The organism is Leptospira abararensis (genome assembly GCF_016918735.1).
Classification (GTDB): domain Bacteria; phylum Spirochaetota; class Leptospiria; order Leptospirales; family Leptospiraceae; genus Leptospira_A; species Leptospira_A abararensis.
Genome location: NZ_JAFFPR010000050.1, coordinates 346,494 through 362,596, shown reverse-complemented (window position 1 = coordinate 362,596; position 16,103 = coordinate 346,494). Strand labels below are relative to the sequence as shown.

18 protein-coding genes are annotated in these 16,103 nt (G+C 39.9%); 10 read left to right on the top strand and 8 right to left on the bottom strand.

Translation table 11 applies throughout. The features are described 5' to 3' along the window. Nucleotides 1-196: 196 nt before the first annotated feature. Nucleotides 197-1,096: an AraC family transcriptional regulator gene (locus JWG40_RS15380; RefSeq protein ID WP_205286640.1), complete on the top strand. Its 900-nt coding sequence runs from the start codon at nt 197-199 to the stop codon at nt 1,094-1,096. Nucleotides 1,097-1,181: 85 nt separating this feature from the next. On the opposite strand, the gene kdsB is transcribed toward JWG40_RS15380, so the two are convergent. The 7 genes from kdsB to JWG40_RS15345 are packed head-to-tail and all read right to left on the bottom strand — an operon-like array spanning nt 1,182 to nt 6,199. Next, the gene (gene kdsB / locus JWG40_RS15375; RefSeq protein ID WP_205286639.1) at nt 1,182-1,922 is read right to left on the bottom strand and encodes a 3-deoxy-manno-octulosonate cytidylyltransferase; all 741 of its coding nucleotides are present in this window, start codon (nt 1,920-1,922) and stop codon (nt 1,182-1,184) included. A 4-nt stretch (nt 1,923-1,926) separates the two neighbouring features. Continuing rightward, on the bottom strand, nt 1,927-2,454 hold the full coding sequence (locus JWG40_RS15370) for a flagellar basal body-associated FliL family protein (RefSeq protein WP_002972703.1): 528 nt from the start codon (nt 2,452-2,454) through the stop codon (nt 1,927-1,929). Nucleotide 2,455: 1 nt separating this feature from the next. Continuing rightward, nucleotides 2,456-3,289, bottom strand: coding sequence for a flagellar motor protein MotB (motB, locus tag JWG40_RS15365; protein ID WP_205286638.1), 834 nt, complete (start codon nt 3,287-3,289; stop codon nt 2,456-2,458). 10 nt (nt 3,290-3,299) lie between these two features. Then, nucleotides 3,300-4,082, bottom strand: a complete 783-nt coding sequence (locus JWG40_RS15360; protein ID WP_205286637.1) for a motility protein A — start codon at nt 4,080-4,082, stop codon at nt 3,300-3,302. 3 nt (nt 4,083-4,085) lie between these two features. Then, nucleotides 4,086-4,304 carry a flagellar FlbD family protein gene (locus tag JWG40_RS15355; RefSeq protein ID WP_205286676.1) on the bottom strand — a complete coding sequence of 73 codons (219 nt, stop codon included), beginning with the start codon at nt 4,302-4,304 and terminating at the stop codon, nt 4,086-4,088. Between the two features lie 21 nt (nt 4,305-4,325). Continuing rightward, on the bottom strand, nt 4,326-5,405 hold the full coding sequence (locus JWG40_RS15350; RefSeq protein ID WP_205286636.1) for a glycosyltransferase: 1,080 nt from the start codon (nt 5,403-5,405) through the stop codon (nt 4,326-4,328). Further along, on the bottom strand, nt 5,405-6,199 hold the full coding sequence (locus tag JWG40_RS15345) for an MlaD family protein (RefSeq protein ID WP_205286635.1): 795 nt from the start codon (nt 6,197-6,199) through the stop codon (nt 5,405-5,407). The genes JWG40_RS15350 and JWG40_RS15345 overlap by 1 nt, the downstream gene beginning before the upstream one ends. 52 nt (nt 6,200-6,251) lie before the next feature. Here JWG40_RS15345 and JWG40_RS15340 point away from each other — a divergent pair, with 52 nt between their 5' ends. Genes JWG40_RS15340 through JWG40_RS15325 form a run of 4 tightly spaced genes read left to right on the top strand, consistent with a single transcriptional unit; the run spans nt 6,252 to nt 8,587 of the window. Continuing rightward, nucleotides 6,252-7,250 carry a zinc-binding dehydrogenase gene (locus tag JWG40_RS15340; RefSeq protein WP_205286634.1) on the top strand — a complete coding sequence of 333 codons (999 nt, stop codon included), beginning with the start codon at nt 6,252-6,254 and terminating at the stop codon, nt 7,248-7,250. Beyond that, nucleotides 7,240-7,770 carry an LEA/WHy family protein gene (locus tag JWG40_RS15335; protein WP_205286633.1) on the top strand — a complete coding sequence of 177 codons (531 nt, stop codon included), beginning with the start codon at nt 7,240-7,242 and terminating at the stop codon, nt 7,768-7,770. The genes JWG40_RS15340 and JWG40_RS15335 overlap by 11 nt, the downstream gene beginning before the upstream one ends. Beyond that, entirely contained in the window at nt 7,767-8,075 is a 309-nt protein-coding gene (locus tag JWG40_RS15330; protein ID WP_205286632.1) for an LIC13255 family lipoprotein, read from the top strand. Before JWG40_RS15335 ends, JWG40_RS15330 begins: the two co-directional genes overlap by 4 nt. Before the next feature lie 2 nt (nt 8,076-8,077). Continuing rightward, complete coding sequence (locus tag JWG40_RS15325; RefSeq protein WP_205286631.1) at nt 8,078-8,587, top strand: hypothetical protein; 510 nt, start codon at nt 8,078-8,080, stop codon at nt 8,585-8,587. Between the two features lie 4 nt (nt 8,588-8,591). Here the strand turns inward: JWG40_RS15325 and JWG40_RS15320 are convergent, their stop codons facing one another. Further along, complete coding sequence (locus JWG40_RS15320) at nt 8,592-9,527, bottom strand: acyl-CoA desaturase (RefSeq protein WP_205286630.1); 936 nt, start codon at nt 9,525-9,527, stop codon at nt 8,592-8,594. A 104-nt stretch (nt 9,528-9,631) separates the two neighbouring features. On the opposite strand from JWG40_RS15320, the gene JWG40_RS15315 reads away from it, so the two are divergent. From JWG40_RS15315 to JWG40_RS15295, 5 genes are read left to right on the top strand one after another with little or no spacing between them, the layout of a single operon-like run. Beyond that, nucleotides 9,632-10,846: an aspartate kinase gene (locus tag JWG40_RS15315; RefSeq protein WP_002972483.1), complete on the top strand. Its 1,215-nt coding sequence runs from the start codon at nt 9,632-9,634 to the stop codon at nt 10,844-10,846. A 30-nt stretch (nt 10,847-10,876) separates the two neighbouring features. Beyond that, nucleotides 10,877-11,911, top strand: a complete 1,035-nt coding sequence (locus JWG40_RS15310; protein ID WP_232369404.1) for a putative peptidyl-prolyl cis-trans isomerase — start codon at nt 10,877-10,879, stop codon at nt 11,909-11,911. Further along, complete coding sequence (locus JWG40_RS15305; RefSeq protein WP_205286628.1) at nt 11,911-13,458, top strand: spiro-SPASM protein; 1,548 nt, start codon at nt 11,911-11,913, stop codon at nt 13,456-13,458. Before JWG40_RS15310 ends, JWG40_RS15305 begins: the two co-directional genes overlap by 1 nt. Next, nucleotides 13,433-15,043 carry a cytidylyltransferase domain-containing protein gene (locus JWG40_RS15300; protein WP_205286627.1) on the top strand — a complete coding sequence of 537 codons (1,611 nt, stop codon included), beginning with the start codon at nt 13,433-13,435 and terminating at the stop codon, nt 15,041-15,043. Before JWG40_RS15305 ends, JWG40_RS15300 begins: the two co-directional genes overlap by 26 nt. After that, nucleotides 15,033-16,046 carry a tetratricopeptide repeat protein gene (locus JWG40_RS15295; RefSeq protein WP_205286626.1) on the top strand — a complete coding sequence of 338 codons (1,014 nt, stop codon included), beginning with the start codon at nt 15,033-15,035 and terminating at the stop codon, nt 16,044-16,046. The genes JWG40_RS15300 and JWG40_RS15295 overlap by 11 nt, the downstream gene beginning before the upstream one ends. Nucleotides 16,047-16,103 lie beyond the last annotated feature (57 nt).

Genomic DNA, 16,103 nt, shown 5'->3' with positions numbered 1-16,103 from the left:
CTTTCTCCTCCCTTCACAAGGCCTTACCATCCTTCTCAAACCATTTAGATTTCGGTAGTATCCTCATAAGGTATGCTTGCATAATACTATTTAAATTTAGTCCAAACAATACACAGAAATCCAAAACCTTGCCTATTCCTATGAATATCAAAAATATTGGTTGAATTCTCAGGAAAATTGGTATTCCAATGAGAAAATGGATCCAATCCAAAAAAACAACGAAGAGATCTCAAAGATCCTCGCAGGCTTTTTACCGAAGGAAAAAAACCTGGAGACCCAAGTCCCGGGACTCACACTCTTTCGCATCGATCATTCTTTTGTACGAGTGCCTCTGACCTACCACCCACGGATCATTCTCATGTCCCAAGGGAAAAAACGTGTGTTCATCGGTGAGGATACTTATTCTTACGACCCCACTCAGTATCTGGTTCTTTCGGTTCCCATACCTTTGGAATGTGATGCCGTGGCGGACGTAAATAAACCTATCTTGGGATTTGGAATCGAAGTGGATCCAGCAGAGGTTGCAGAAATTTTACTACTCACAGAGGAAGCCAAATACACGGGAGAAAATGTACCAAAAGGAATTTATGGAGCTAGTGTCACAAAAGAAATATCGGATGCATCCCTACGTCTCATCCAAACTCTCAATTCTAAATCAGATAGTTTAGTTCTTGGAAAATCCATCGTGCGCGAAATCATCTATCGTGTGTTAACGGGTGAAAATGGGGAAGCCTTACAAGCATTAGCACATAGAAACAGAAAGTTTTTCCAAATATCACAAATCCTCACTCGCATTCATAAAGAATATGACCAAAATTTAGATATTGGCGAATTGGCAATGGCCTGCGGGATGAGTGTATCCACATTTCATGTTTGTTTTAAAGCTGTGACGAACTCATCCCCTTTGCAGTACATTAAGTCCGTTCGATTACAAAAGGCGAGAAGTTTGATGATTACAGAAGGAACCAATGCCATCACTGCGGCAGAACGTGTTGGATATGAAAGCCCATCTCAATTTAGCAGGGAATACAAACGGTATTTTGGATTGTCACCCGCAAAGGACCAAACCCAACAATTGTTAGCAGTGGAAAATTAAAGAAAAAGGGAAACGATTGAGATAGAAATCAAATCTTAATTTTTTTGCTACTTATTTCCGATCCAATGATCGAATGGAATTTGATCTAAATCAAACCCTTCTTTTTAAATTCCGCGATCACCACTTCTAAATCGGCAGGCGAATCCACACCGAGGTTCGCTTTCTCCGAAAGGTAAACCCCGATTGTTGATCCATTCTGCAAAGCGCGGAGTTGTTCTAGTGACTCTACCGTCTCCCAATCGGATGCGGGCAGTTGGTTATAATGCATTAAAAAATCGCGTTCGTAAGCATAGATCCCTAAATGCCGAAAATACTTGGCGTCGGCTTTAAAGGAGGCCGGGATCGGTGAACGAGAAAAATAATTAGCTCGACCATTATTGTCAAAAACCACCTTTACCTTGTTAGAGTCTTTTGGATCTTCTGCAGAGGTAAAGGGAACCGCTGCCGTTGTCATTTGCCAATTTCTATGTTTGGTTTTTAATCCCACCACTCCATCGATTAGATTTGTTTCCATCCCCGGTTCATCGCCTTGAATGTTCACAATGATTCCGTAGTTCGGATACTTTTCTGCCACTTCGATGATTCTGTCGGTGCCAGTCGGATGGTCGGGACTGGTGAATACAGATTCCCCACCAAAGGATAAAACCACATCATGGATTCGTTTATCGTCGGTGGCGACCACCAAACGGTGGAAAGATTTAGAAAGGGAAGCGTGGTGGTAGGTCCACTGGATCATTGGTTTGGTTCCAATGAGGGCCAGTGGTTTTCCGGGAAACCTTGTGCTAGCAAAACGCGCAGGGATCACACCGAGGATTTGGTCGGACATAGTCCTAGTTTACCAAGAACTCGGTAAAGTAAACCTCTTTGATTTTTCCATTCGTCAAAATATGATTTAAGTGAGCTTTGATTTCCTCACGTAAATCCAATTGGTTGGTAATGGATTTTAAATCGTCTTTTGTTTTACGAGCAATGACTAAGTTGATGATATTTTGCATTTGAGCCACACGAGCCGCAAGTTCTGCAGAAAGTGCTGGTTGGCCAGATTCAAATCCAAGTGACATCTTTAACTTAACAAAGTGTGATTCGCCAACGTCAGAAGTATTCACTCTAAATTCTTCTTGAAATGTGTAAACTTCCAAAGGAGGGGGAGCTTTCACAAGAGAGATATTCTTTTGTTGTTTAAACACACTTGTTGCCGTCTTTTGAGCAACAAACATCGATATAACGGTTACAATGATAATCCCGAAAATGGCAGCAGCGATGTACAATAACCATTTTACAATGGGGGACATCCCTGCAGAGGCGGAACTACCTTCGGCTAACCCACCTTCTTCTTCATCTACTTCACGGTCACCCATGTTAAAATTCTCCTTCTACATTTGTTTCAGTGTTCGGCAAACGAGTGTCAGGGAGTCCGTATTTACTTTCTCCTGGCCCCCGTTTGGTAGACTTCTCGGTTAGGATGATGATATCCACTCTACGGTTGAAAGCTTTTGCTTCCGGTGTACCTTCATTCTCTAATACAAGAGGTCTGTAGGATCCAAAACTCACGGCTTGGAACCAACTTGGTTCAATTTCTTCAGAATTGATCATAAAAACAGTAGCATTTACGGCTCTGGCTCCCGCCAAATCCCAGTTATTGATATATTCTCTTTCTTCTCTTCCGGGACGGTTCACTGGATTCACGGCATCATCATCACTATGCCCTTCCACACGAACAAACCGTTCGAGTCCTTTGATAAGACCCGCTGCTTTTCGTAATGTCTCTCGGATAGCAGGCGTTAGTATTGCCGAACCTGGATAAAAATAATCCGCACCGACAAGCGAGATCACAAGTCCTCTTTCGTTTTCAGAAATCCGAACTTTTCCAGCTTCCACTTCTGGTTTGAACACTTCATGGGCATCTTTTTTTGCTTTGGAAAGGTTTCGTCCTACTACTTGTGATGGGAGAGATTCAATTTGCATTCCCATTTCTTCCAAAGATCCCTTAGAAAGAGTTTGTCCCCCGGTAAAAAATCCTGTGGTAGATTTGAATGCAGACAAAATGATCTGCATCTCCTTTGCATCTGTTTTACCCGTTGTATACAAAAGGATAAAGAAACAAAGGAGAAGTGTCACCATGTCCCCGTAAGTTGCCATGAACTCGGGAACTTTTTGGATACACTCAGGACATTTTTCTTTCTTAGACGCCATGGTTTAAATATTAATCTCCGTCGTCTTTGAGGGCCGTTCTTTCCGCAGGAGTTAAGAAACTCGCCAACTTCTCTTTTACAATCCGTGGGTTGTCTCCTGATTGAATGGATAAAGTTCCTTCCACCATCACTTGTTTGATTACAAGTTCATCTTCCGATCTTCTTGTGAGTTTTCTAACAATTGGCGCTGCAAATAAGTTCTGTGCAAGTGATCCGTAAAGTGTGGTAATAAGAGCTGTCGCCATACCTTGCCCAATCGCACTGGCGTCCCCACCACCTAAGTTCTTTAACATCCCTACAAGACCCACAAGGGTCCCAAGCATCCCGAAGCCCGGCGCAAAACCAGCGTAAGCATCCCACCAAGCACGACCATAAGCATGCCTTGTGGCCGTGTTCCCAATTTCGGTTTCCATAATATTTCGCACAAGTTCGGGGTCGGTTCCATCCACTACAAGTTGGATTCCCTTTTTTAAAAATTCTTCAGGAAGTTCATTAATATCATCTTCCAAGGCAAGTAAACCTTCCCGACGTGCTTTTTCAGAAAAGCTAACAAGTGTCGTAATGAGACCCGGTAAGTCTGAAGGTGGATTTTGAAAGGCTTTTTTGGTCACTGCCCCCACTCCAATGGTGGAAGTCCAAGGGAAGGAAATGATCGTAGCGGCGGCGGCACCACCAAATGTAATCATGACCGAGGGAATGTCGATAAGGTCGGTGAGTGCAAGTCCCCCCGAAACCACCCCTAGTAACATTAAGGCCAATCCAAGGGCCAAACCAATGACTGTAGCTATATCCATTTCTTATGTTTCCTCAGGCATTTTCCCACTGACTCGGGGGAGATTGTGGATTCTTGTTTGGTAGGCGACTACCTTTTCCACAACTTCCGCAACAGGCTCTAGTACAATGAATTTCTTTTCATTCACAAGAGTGATGATCGTATCCGGGTTTGCTTCGATGGTCTCAATCAAGTCTGCATTGAGAACAAATTCCGCACCTTTGAGTCGATGTAGTATGACCAGGAGATCCCCCTTCAGAGATTTCTACTTATGTCTATCGACTACCTTTCGAATTTCGCTTACGAATTTTTCTTCCGTAAATCGATTGATGGAATTTTGGAAATCTCCGCGTTTGAAATGGATCTTTTCTGACCTTTGGATGGCATCATTTAAGGATTTTACGGTCTGTTCTTTGAAAAACACCCCGGTTCTGTCCTCTTTGACGGACTCCAAAGCGCCGCCCTTCCCATACGCAATGACAGGAGTGGCATAGGCCTGGGACTCGACTGGAGTGATCCCGAAGTCCTCCATCCCAGGAAAGATAAACCCACGGGCTTTTTTGTAGAGTTCAATCACCTCGGGGCGAGGTAGACCTTTTTTCCAAAGGATGTTTTTTGGTAAATTTTTGACGAGGTTCCCCTCTTCCTGGCCCCCACCGACAAGGATGAGGGGTTTTCCGTTTTCTCGGAAGGCTTCAATGGCTAGATCAATTTTTTTGTAAGGAGCAAAGGCCGAGACCATCAGATAATAATCATCTTTAGAGACATCGTGGACTCGAAAATCCTCAGGCAAACAAGGGGGATACACAATTTTATAATCGCGTCTATAATACTTTTGGATTCGCCTTCCCACAAAATGAGAATTACACGTAAAATAATCCACACGATTGGCAGAAGCCGCATCCCAAGTACGAAGGTAGTTGGCGATCGTTTGTAATAGAAAAAACTTAAAACCTTTCCTGTTTGGAAAATAATCATAATACATGTCCCAAACATAACGCATAGGACTATGGATATAACTTAAATGGAAAGTATCAGGATGAGGGATGACTCCTTTAGCAACGCAGTGTGAAGAACTAATCACTACATCATATCCTTTGAGATCTAACGACTCAATGGCTGTGGGAAAAACCGGTAAGTAGTACCGATAGTATTTTTCTTTAAAAGGAAGGTTGTTTGTAAACGCCGTTGTGATTTTACGGCTTTCAATCCTTTCGTTAAGTTTTCCTTTGGAATAAAAAAGAGTAAATAAATCCGCTTCGGGAAACGCTTTTAATAAACTATCGAGAACTATTTCCCCACCGCGCATACCGGTGAGCCAATCATGTATAATTGCAACTTTCATTAATCTTGTGGTCCAATCCTTCTTCCCGTAATTGGCGTTGTACGTCCGTAATACGATGCTGTAATCAAAAAAGGAATCGGCATGGTGCTCTCCAAATTTCGGGAACTCTCCATATAACGCCTTCCTTCTTTTCCTATCGTTTCTGCGTCCTTAATCGTCGCAAGAAGTTCATCATACATTTCTGTATCACCGATTAATTTGGGAATTGTTCCGTCTGTATGATTTAATTTATCGGTGATCGAACGAAAATCCAATGTGATTTGCCGAAGATCGGAACGATTTTCTTCCATAGTGGCCGAAGTTGCCTTAAAAAAATCATCAAAATAACGGGCAGAGGGCAAATAGTCGGGGGATTTTTCCCCTTCACGAAATGTCGGTTTAAAAAAGGGACGTTTCCCATCGGAACTTCCTGGATTGATATTGATGATCCTTCCTGAAAATAAAGTGATGGTTTGAAAATCCACTTCATAATTGTCCCAAAGAGTTAAGGGATCTTCTAAGGCAATATGGAGCTCAATCGCATGATCCATGTTATGGTCTAAAAAACGACGATCCGGTATATCGATGAGTGGTCTAGAATCGATATGGGCGACATACCCTTTTTGAATTCCTAAAATTCGAACTTCAGTACCTTCTTTGATTCCATCAATTCTAGAATAAAAGAGGGATAAGCGATAAGGATATTTTTTGGCAGGACGATCCGGTTCAATGACAGTGGTGAAAAAAGCAAAGACCAAAATAGAAAAAAAAACGATTCCTGTTAGGGCTTCCTTCGATAACTTTTTTGATTTCACGGCAGACTTAAAATTCTTCCTTTGAAAGAAAGAGTTGGCAAGCAGATTTTAAATGACTGAATGGGACGAGATGAAAGCAGTCACCATCCTAAAATACGACGAATCCGAACCACAATTAGAACTCAGGGAAAAAGAAATTCCTACACCGAAGGAAAATGAAGTTCGAATCAAAATCCATCTTTCTCCCATCAATCCTTCCGACCTAATGTTCATTCGAGGGCTTTATGGTTTTAAGAAAAAAGCACCTGTGTCTGCGGGTTTCGAAGCCAGTGGAGTTGTCGATGCCGTAGGGAGTGCCATCAAAACCCTGAAAGTGGGAATGAATGTCTCCTGCGTGGCACCTCAAAACGATGGGTCCTGGGCCGAATACATGATCACTACCGAAGACAACTGTTTGCCGTTAGTGGATGGAGTGACTCTTGATGAAGGATCTAGTTTTTTTGTAAACCCCATGACTGCTTGGGCTATGGTCTCTCGTTGTTCGAAAGAAGCTCATCCTGCCATGATTCAAACTGCCGCAGCCAGTGCCCTAGGCAAAATGGTAGTGCGACTATGTAAAGAACGGGGAATTCCGCTAATCAATGTTGTGCGAAAAAAAGAACAAGAGGACAGTCTTCTGGCCATTGGAGCAGAAAACATTCTCAACTCCTCTTCCCCCAACTATCAAAAAGACTTATATAAAATTTCCAAAAAACTAAACGCAACCTATGCTATCGATGCCGTTGCCGGTGAAACAGCACAATCTCTTGTGGAATGTATGCCTTATGGCTCAAAGATTGTATGTTACGGGGCTTTGTCCGAAAAACCATTTGCAGTCAACGCGGGAATCATGTTGTTTCAAAACAAAAAGATCGAGGGATTTTGGTTATCTTCTTGGATTTATGAAATTGGTTTGGAAGAATTTCAAAAACAAGCCAAAGAAGCACAAAAATTTCTTAAAACCGTTTTCCAAACCAAAATCAACAAACGATTTAAGTTTGAGGAATACAAAGAAGGTTTGGAATTTTATAAACAACATATGACCGAAGGGAAGGTAGTATTTGGTCCGTAGATTATTATTTTCATTCGCTTTCGTATCTTTTTTTACCTTCACTCATTGTTTGAGTGATACAAAGAAAAATTTAGAAAGTCTTAAGGCGTGTAAGTTTGATTTGGTGGATGTTCGTATCGATCTAAAACCAAACCCAAACTTTCCCCTCATTCCTCTTGTGGATTTGTATCCGGAAATTTCCGTAGAGAATCCTAACAATACCAAGGTCAATATCTATAAATTTGATTTGGAAATCCAACTCATCACCGCGAATGGAAAAGAGTACATTGGAAAACTCCAAAACGAAACTCCCCTCGAAGTGGATCCAAACTCAACTTCCACAGTAGTTCTGAAACTCATTCCCGAGCAAAAACAATCGATTCTTCCTAAACTTTTACTTTTAGCAAAACAACTCTCTGAGACAGCTAGACGTGGAGAAGATGCGGAATTCGAAATTTACGGGACTGTCGAAATAGATAGTGTGTTTGGAAAAGTTCCCATTCCTGTTCGGGAAGTCTCTCGGATCAAACTTAAAAAATGAAATGGTTTCTTTCGAGGGTATGGATCCTCTTCGTTTTTTCTGGGTTATCTTTCCATTGCATTCAAAATCGAGACGACTTGTTTTATTCCGCACAAGAAGGAAACCAAAAGATCTTTGAAACCTACGCCTTAAAGAATTCTGCCTGCGGAACCAACAAACTACCAGGAGCTCTCCTGTTGGGGCGAGCCAAAATTGATGATCTGAAACTTTGTTTTCGAGCCATTGAACTCATCGATTGTCTTACTTGGAATATAGAAGGGTATATTCCCGATTCTTGTAAAAACATTGGGACAAGTTTTAAATAATTATGTGGCGTTACTTATTTGATTTATCCACAACTGAGATTTTTTTATTCGCATCATTAATGTTTGCTGGTATTTTTTTACTCTTATTTGGTAAATTAAGAAAAAAAGAAACAACTGCCAATCAAAAATCAAAACAAGGATCTGGTTCGAATGAATCATCCAATCCTTCTCCAGATAAATCCAAGAAGGATTCTAAATCGGCAAAAGACACAAACCTAAAGGTGATGGAAGTTTTTGATTATAATGGAACCAAAATCCTTCACCAAGATGGTGCTTATACCGTGAATGACCAAGGGGTGGTTACTAATTATATGAATTGGAATCTCCTTCCTTCCAAATACCAAAAAATGGTAAAGGAACTGGATAACAGATCCTTAGGAGAAAAAGGAGAAGATTACTTTTTAGAAATGATCAATGGATTCTATTACGTGTCACTGCCGGGCGGAAAGAAAAAAAGATACGATTCGATCCAAAGTATCCCAGCAGACATTCGCAAACGATTAGGAGTATGAACTCTTAAGTAGAAAGCACTCCTACTTTATTTTTGACCTTTGCTCTTTGTTTTTCCTGACGCATAGATTCTCTTAATTCTTTTTGCTCTTGGTCACGAAGAAGTCCTTCATCCAATACTTTCTTTGGTGGTTTTTTTAAGTCCCAAACAATCCCAAATAAGCTAAGTGCCTTTAAAATATAATAAGAAATATCGACTTCATACCAATAGAAACCTTGGTTCGCAGAAGAACAATAGTAGTGGTGGTTGTTATGCCAACCTTCTCCCATAGTAAGAATGGCAAGCCAGAGATTGTTTTTGCTTGTGTCCCGGGAATCGTAACGAACCGAACCATAAACATGCGAAAGTGAATTGATGGTCCACGTGGCATGTCCTAGAATAAAAGTAGAAACTGCATACCCATACACAAGCCAACCCCAACCACCAACGGTATAAAGGAATACCGCATAACTTAAAGGAGCAATCCAATGGTAACGATCTAAAAATCGAAGTTCTGGATACTTATAAAAATCAGGAATGAGTTTGGCTTCATAATCGTTATAATCATCTCGGAGAAACCAAAACATATGGGAATACCAAAACCCTTTGCGACTAGGGGAATGAATGTCCTTTTCTGTATCAGAATATTTGTGATGGTTTCTGTGGTGAGCGGCCCACCAAAGAGGACCCTTTTGCATTGCCATAGCCCCAATCCAAGCCAAAACAAATTGGAAAACTCGAGAGGTTTTGAACGATGCGTGGGAAAAGTAACGATGGTAGGCAGCGGTAATTCCAAACATTCTTAGAAAATAAGAACCCACAGCGACCCAAACGAGAGACCAGGAAAAGGGAACTGTGAAAACGGTAAGGACAGTGGCCTGAACCAAAAAGAACAAAATTAGGAAAAGTAAGGGTGCCTGTTCTTTGACAACTGGCCCAACAGTAGAGGAAGAAGAATTCATGCAAATAAACCTATAACTATTGGAGTCCGCTACTGCCGTTTGGTTGCAAAAAAATTCATTCTACTTGATTCCCGATTTGCTTGTAGCACCCTGTCCATAAACCCATGTCATCGAAAATCGTTGTCCAAAAATACGGTGGAACCTCCGTTGGTGACACCACTAAAATCCAAAATGTGGCCAAACGTATCAAACGTTACCACGACGAAGGCCAAAAAGTTGCCGTTGTAGTTTCTGCAATGGGACATACTACAGACGAACTTGTCGACTTGGCTGACCAGATTTCTAAAAATCCTCCGAAACGGGAAATGGACATGTTGCTTTCTACGGGCGAACAAGTGTCGATTGCTCTTCTTGCCATCGCATTGAATGAACTCGGAGTTCCTGCTCAGTCTTTTACCGGCTCTCAATTAAAAATACTAACCGATGGAAACTTCTCTAACGGAAAGATCGAAATGATTGATCGTTCGCGCATCGATGAAGCATTTAACAAAGGGAAGGTGGTCATCGTTGCGGGTTTCCAGGGAATTGATAAAGACGAAAATATTGTCACCCTTGGCCGTGGGGGAAGTGATACCTCTGCTGTGGCTCTTGCTGCCGCCCTTGGTGCCGATGAATGTGAAATTTATACAGACGTGGATGGGGTTTATACAGCCGACCCACGAAAGATTCCAACGGCAAAGATGCACAAACAAATTACATACGAAGAAATGTTGGAACTAGCAAGCCTTGGTGCTGGAGTCCTTCACTCTCGGAGTGTGGAATTAGGTATGAACTATAACGTGGTCATCCACGTACGATCCAGTTTCCACGACAAACCGGGAACTTTAGTGATGAGTGAGGACAAAATTATGGAAAAAATGAAAGTAAGTGGAGTCACAGCCAAAGGTGACCAAGCCCGTGTGACCATTGCCGATGTAAAAGACAAACCCGGAATCGCTGCGGAGTTGTTTACTCAATTAGCAAATAAAGATGTGATTGTAGATGTCATTGTCCAGTCTTCTCCAAGAGATGGAATCAATACCATTTCCTTTACGATTGCGAAAAAAGACCTATCGGCTGCCAAACCAATAATCGAAACTTATGCAAAAGACCACGGAAATGGAAAGGCAGAATTCGATGAAAATATCTCTATCGTTTCTGCGGTAGGAGTTGGTATGAAATCTCATGTAGGTGTGGCCGCTAAAATGTTTCAATCGCTTGCGGAAAAAAACATCAACATTGAAATGATTTCCACTTCCGAGATTAAAATCTCCTGTGTCATCAAACAAAACCAAGCGGAAGATGCAGTAAAGGCTTTACATACCACGTTCATCGGGTAAGTTTACGACCGTATGCAAGAAGGATCACGAATGTCTCGAGTTTTCGTTTTATTTTTTGCACCGGTTCTTGTCTTAAGCCTATTATTTGCCCCTAACCAGAGTTTAAATTCCTACGAATCTTTAAATGCGGTTATGGCGATTGTTGGCCCCAAATCCATTTCTACTTTGGATTATGAAGAAGGAATCGAACGTTATAAAAACCTTTCCCGATTCTTTCCAAACTATCGCAAAAAAGGATCCCTTCACGCCCAGGTCATCGATTTTTTAATTGATCGAGCTGTGGTGGACAATGTTGCCGATGAAGAATCCATTCAAGTCAATGAAAAACGGATCGAAGCAGAAATCCAAAAACGGATGGAAGCGCAGGGGATCAGCGATCTTGAACAATTTAAAAAAGCAGTCCAAACCCAATTTAATTTACCCTATGATGTTTGGTTGGAAGATTTACCTTACCAAATTAAAAAAGGCCAACTCTTACAAATTAAGGTAAGTCCCCCTCTCCCTTCAGAACAAGAAATCCAAGCATGGTATAACAAAAACAAGGCGAAGGTGGGATCCGAATTTAAATTTCGAGAAATAGTTTTATCACCATCAAATACATCCATCGATGAGGAGACTCGAGTTTTTAACGAACTCACTGAAATAAAAAACAAATCTTTAAAAGACCCATCCTTCTTTAAACTAGTTGCGTCTGGCCCTAGAAATGAATCGCGATATCGTTTGAACGGAGGTTTGGTCAACTGGGTTCCCACTTTTGAATTATTTAAAACACATCCAACCACTGCCTCCATATTATCTCAAGTAGGTGGTCCTGGAAAAATTTCTGAAGTTTTTCGAGATGATCGCAAACGTTATTGTTTAGTTTATATTGAAGGAATGAGACCCACACCTTTGGATGCTGTCAGAAAAGGAATCCAAGGTTTTTTATTCAGAGAAAAGGAACAAACCTCTTTTGAAGAATGGGTTACCAATACGCGTAAAAATACTTCTATTTCGATCTTTGATCCCATTTACATCAAAGAACACAACATCAGTAACCCGGAAGAAAAATACAACCTAGACTGATGATGAACCGAAAGGACTATAACCCTAGTTTTGCGGTAGTCTATTTGGACTCCCAATCAATTCAGTTTTTAAATCAAAACTTTAAAGCGGAATTGTGGGAAGAGTTTCTTCGTAGATTGATCAATGTATTTCCCGGAATACAAATTCATACCAATACAAACGCTGCACTTGCTGAAAAAATCAATTCCAGTTCATTAAAAGACAAACTCAAACTCCATGAAGATGTTTCCAAAGAACATGAATTCTTACTCAAAGTAGGAAAACTTTTACCAGAATCTAAATTCAAAGATCCAGATTGGGACGAAGTTTGTTTTCTTTATTTTACAGGTATAGCTCCCTTACTTGACACTCACCTAACAGAAAAAGCATGGGTTCGTCATAAGAATTTTTTTAGTCAGTATTCGTATTCGGAAAATTTACCTCCGGGACTCACACCTGCCATCATTACACGAGAATTTCTCACTTCCTTGCCGGACACATTGACAACAGATGTTCATTCGTTTTTTTTAAAGAATATTAATCAATATGATGTAGATATTTTTTTTCAAGCACCGGACCTACGCCAATTGCGACTCGACTTCCGTTTAGCCTCCACTCGTTCCTTCACTCTGATCCAAGGATTGTTATCTCTGGGAGAACTAAGATACGAGGATCTACTCTCTAAACTGAAGGAAAATCCGGAATTATTTCGAAGTGCTCCCTCCTATTTGGAATGGGAAATTTATAAAGGTTGTGAACTCAAATGTACATTTTGTCCGCGTGAGTTTGTTGATACCACAAATGATGGAAGTTTCGTTTCTTTAGAGGATGTGAAAAAAACCATTGCCAAACTCAACACAGAGGTCACCTCCCCCATAACCATTAGCCTTTGCGGAAATGGAGAACCCCTCCTCCATCCTGAATTTAAATCTTTAGTAAAAGAAATCTTAAAACTTGAAGTTCTAACAGAACTCATTATTGAAACCGCACTTTATACAAATACGGAATCGCTATTTTCTCTCATAAATAGTTTGGACCCTCTTCAGAAAGAAAAACTTTGTATCATTGTAAATGTTACTACTCTGAAACCAGAAGTTTACAAATCCTTATATGGAAAAGCGGAACTAGAAAATGTTTTAAAGACAATCGATTTACTTTCAGAAATTCTCCCAAGCAGATCATTGCACGTTCAAATGATCAAAATGAAAGAAGTGGAAGAAGAGATTGATCCGTATTTTACTTTCTTTGAGAAAAAAGGAATCAACATCATCTTACAAAAATACAATACCTTTGCTAACAAACTTCCCGAACGTAGGGTAAGTGATCTCACTCCGATCCACAGAGACTATTGTTGGCATTTAGTTCGTGATTTATCTGTATCTGTTGATGGGAATGTATCCATTTGCAAACAAAATCAAACGGAAGTGATTGGAAATTTATATTCAGAATCTTTAAAAGATATTTGGCGAAAGGGGCTAGATTTTTTTAAATTTAGTTTTAATGGGGAACATCAAAGAATTCCCGCTCCTTGTTTGAATTGTGATGAGTGGTATACTTTCAACGCGTGATTGTTTTGCCTTCATTCAGGCAAGACTAGGATCCACGCGACTTCCGAAAAAAATTCTAAAATCCATCCCTGAGGAATCAAATACATCCGTCCTGGACCACATCCACAACCGACTTTCTACCGTCTTTCCAAAAGGACAAATTGTATTTTTAGTTCCTGAAGGTGATAGCGAACTTATCGATTTTTTAAATCTTAGGAACTACCAATTCTTTGTTGGATCTGAGAAGGATGTGCGGGACCGCTTTCGCAAAGCAAGTCGTATGTTTAACGCCAAACATATATTTCGTTTAACAGGCGATAATCCATATATTGATTTAGAATCCATTCGCTACTTGTATGAAGCTATAGCCACAATCAGCGACTCTCATTATAGCCTTTCTATGGTAGACCTACCGCTCGGGATGGGTGTTGAGTGTTTTTCACAAGAGTCTTTACTGTATGAAACTGAAGGCCAAACCCATGAAAGACATAGGGAACATGTTTCCCTCCATATCAAAGAACATCCAGAAATCCACAAACAATATAGACTTCATCCACCTCATCTCAGTCATTTAACAGATATTAGCCTAAATTCTCTCCGTATCACAGTAGATGAATCAAAAGATTATGAGCTCGTTTGTCAACTTTGGAAAGAATTAGGAACAATAGATCCTTTTTTTGGAGCCAAGGAAGTCATCCAACTAACAAAAGACAAACCTGATTTTTTTTCGATAAATTCCTCTGTAGAACAAGTGGTTTTCCCCTTACCCAAATTGAACAAAGAGTCAAAAAAAGTTCGGATTGTTTACGCAGAACCATCGTTATTTGGGAGTGGACACTGGGAACGTTGTAAATCGCTATCGTTGTTTTTAGAAATAAAGGGATATATTGTAGAACTTTCTACAAAAGCTGATTCCAATTCGCCAAACTTACCCCATATTTTAGATGTTCGGGAAAACGAATTTGATTTGGCTCACCAGTTTTATATTGATAATCTCCACCATCTACCAAATGAATCCAATGCAAGTCTCTTTTTACCCAATCCATTAGCTCCAAACACTAATCAAGAGACTATCTCCTATTTTAGTTCCCCACTCTCCGAATTAGATTGGATGGAAACCGAAGTCCCAGGTCGTGTGCTTGTGTATGCAGGATATCTCAATCAAAAAGAATCAGAACAAATTGATACTTATCTATTACAGTTTTTAAACCAAACCAATAGAAACTCTTCAACTAACATAAATTCAGTGACCAGAATCGGAGGAACTCCAGCAACAGCAGGAAACATCAAATACCTTCCGCGAGTTTCCTATTTCCAATTTTTAAAAGAAATTCAATCTTCTGAATTTGTCCTGACCTATTTTGGCCAAACCATGATGGAGTCGATTGCCAATAAGAAAAAAGTTTGTTTGGTAGGGATTACACCCATTCACGAATCCCTAGGAAAATTTGCAGAATTAGAGTTTGAAATTCCTTATTTAGGATCTCTATCTTCCTTATCAAAAAATCAAAACTTTCCGACTGCTTTTCCTCATTCAAAAATAAAATTAGTTCGCGATGCTCACTTAAAAATTTTGAAATGGTTAGAATCAATTTATGAAAGCTAAAATTCAAATTCTAATATTTGGACTCCTTCTCTTTGTATCTAACAACTCCGTTTATTCAGAAACAGAAGACAAAGAAACCATCGAAATCAATGCAAAAATTGAATTGGAAAAAGTCAGTCGTACTATTATCAATGCACTTCGTTATGGAAGATTTGTTTTAGCTGATACCGAATGGAAAAAAATCCAATCGGAAGTTTATAAACCTTATCCTGAATATGACTATTTAAACGGAAGTTTGTTGTATTCTCGGATGGAATGGCAAGAGGCAAAAGAAAGTTTAAACAAAGCTCTTAAAAAAGAACCCAATCATGAAGCCGCAAGTTTTTTACTCGGAATGATCTATGCACAAGAAGACAGTTGGTCCGAAGCAAAAAATACTTGGATGGAAACCAATCAAATTTCCCCTTACAATCCTTTTTATCATTACAATCTAGGACTTGCTTATTATATTTTAAAAGATTATAACAATGCGATTTTATCTTTAAACAAATCTTTAGAATACAAAGCAAACTACAACGAAGCAAAGTTTATTTTGGCAAAAACTTATTTAGAATTGAATGAAACGGAAAAAGCAAAAGCAGAACTTGTCACCATTTTAGAACAAGACCCAAAACACATCCAGGCATCTCACTTAATGGGCCGTGTGATTTATATTACAGAAAAGGATCCTAAAAAATCTCTTACCTATTTAAAAAACCAGAGACTTCTTGGATGGAGAGAGAAAAAAGTTTACGCACGATGTTATTTTGAAATTCGCAAATGGAGAGATGCCGAAAATCTATTAAGACCGATCGCCTACTCACCGTTTGCTGATGAGTACGACCAAAGTTTTTATTTGAACTTACTTTTGAACTTAGGTTATGACGAAAGAGCTAACGACTTCTTTCACTTCATCCAAAAACAATCTCAAAACGAATCGAAAATTGCCGAAGCTTACAGAATGTTACTCTCTTCCCGTGAGGGAAAAGATTTACTTTATCACTATTTTAAACTTAGGTATTAATTTTCTTCTATTGAATTAACTATATTTGAATACGAATATCGACACATGTGTTCAAAT

Coding starts and splice junctions, on each gene's coding strand:
- JWG40_RS15370 (WP_002972703.1), bottom strand. CDS start 2,454: ATGGGTGACCGTGAAGTAGATGAAGAAGAAGGTGGGTTAGCCGAAGGT.
- JWG40_RS15350 (WP_205286636.1), bottom strand. CDS start 5,405: ATGAAAGTTGCAATTATACATGATTGGCTCACCGGTATGCGCGGTGGG.
- kdsB (WP_205286639.1), bottom strand. CDS start 1,922: ATGTCCGACCAAATCCTCGGTGTGATCCCTGCGCGTTTTGCTAGCACA.
- motB (WP_205286638.1), bottom strand. CDS start 3,289: ATGGCGTCTAAGAAAGAAAAATGTCCTGAGTGTATCCAAAAAGTTCCC.
- JWG40_RS15340 (WP_205286634.1), top strand. CDS start 6,252: ATGACTGAATGGGACGAGATGAAAGCAGTCACCATCCTAAAATACGAC.
- JWG40_RS15305 (WP_205286628.1), top strand. CDS start 11,911: ATGATGAACCGAAAGGACTATAACCCTAGTTTTGCGGTAGTCTATTTG.
- JWG40_RS15380 (WP_205286640.1), top strand. CDS start 197: ATGGATCCAATCCAAAAAAACAACGAAGAGATCTCAAAGATCCTCGCA.
- JWG40_RS15325 (WP_205286631.1), top strand. CDS start 8,078: ATGTGGCGTTACTTATTTGATTTATCCACAACTGAGATTTTTTTATTC.
- JWG40_RS15360 (WP_205286637.1), bottom strand. CDS start 4,082: ATGGATATAGCTACAGTCATTGGTTTGGCCCTTGGATTGGCCTTAATG.
- JWG40_RS15330 (WP_205286632.1), top strand. CDS start 7,767: ATGAAATGGTTTCTTTCGAGGGTATGGATCCTCTTCGTTTTTTCTGGG.
- JWG40_RS15310 (WP_232369404.1), top strand. CDS start 10,877: ATGTCTCGAGTTTTCGTTTTATTTTTTGCACCGGTTCTTGTCTTAAGC.
- JWG40_RS15320 (WP_205286630.1), bottom strand. CDS start 9,527: ATGAATTCTTCTTCCTCTACTGTTGGGCCAGTTGTCAAAGAACAGGCA.
- JWG40_RS15300 (WP_205286627.1), top strand. CDS start 13,433: ATGAGTGGTATACTTTCAACGCGTGATTGTTTTGCCTTCATTCAGGCA.
- JWG40_RS15315 (WP_002972483.1), top strand. CDS start 9,632: ATGTCATCGAAAATCGTTGTCCAAAAATACGGTGGAACCTCCGTTGGT.
- JWG40_RS15295 (WP_205286626.1), top strand. CDS start 15,033: ATGAAAGCTAAAATTCAAATTCTAATATTTGGACTCCTTCTCTTTGTA.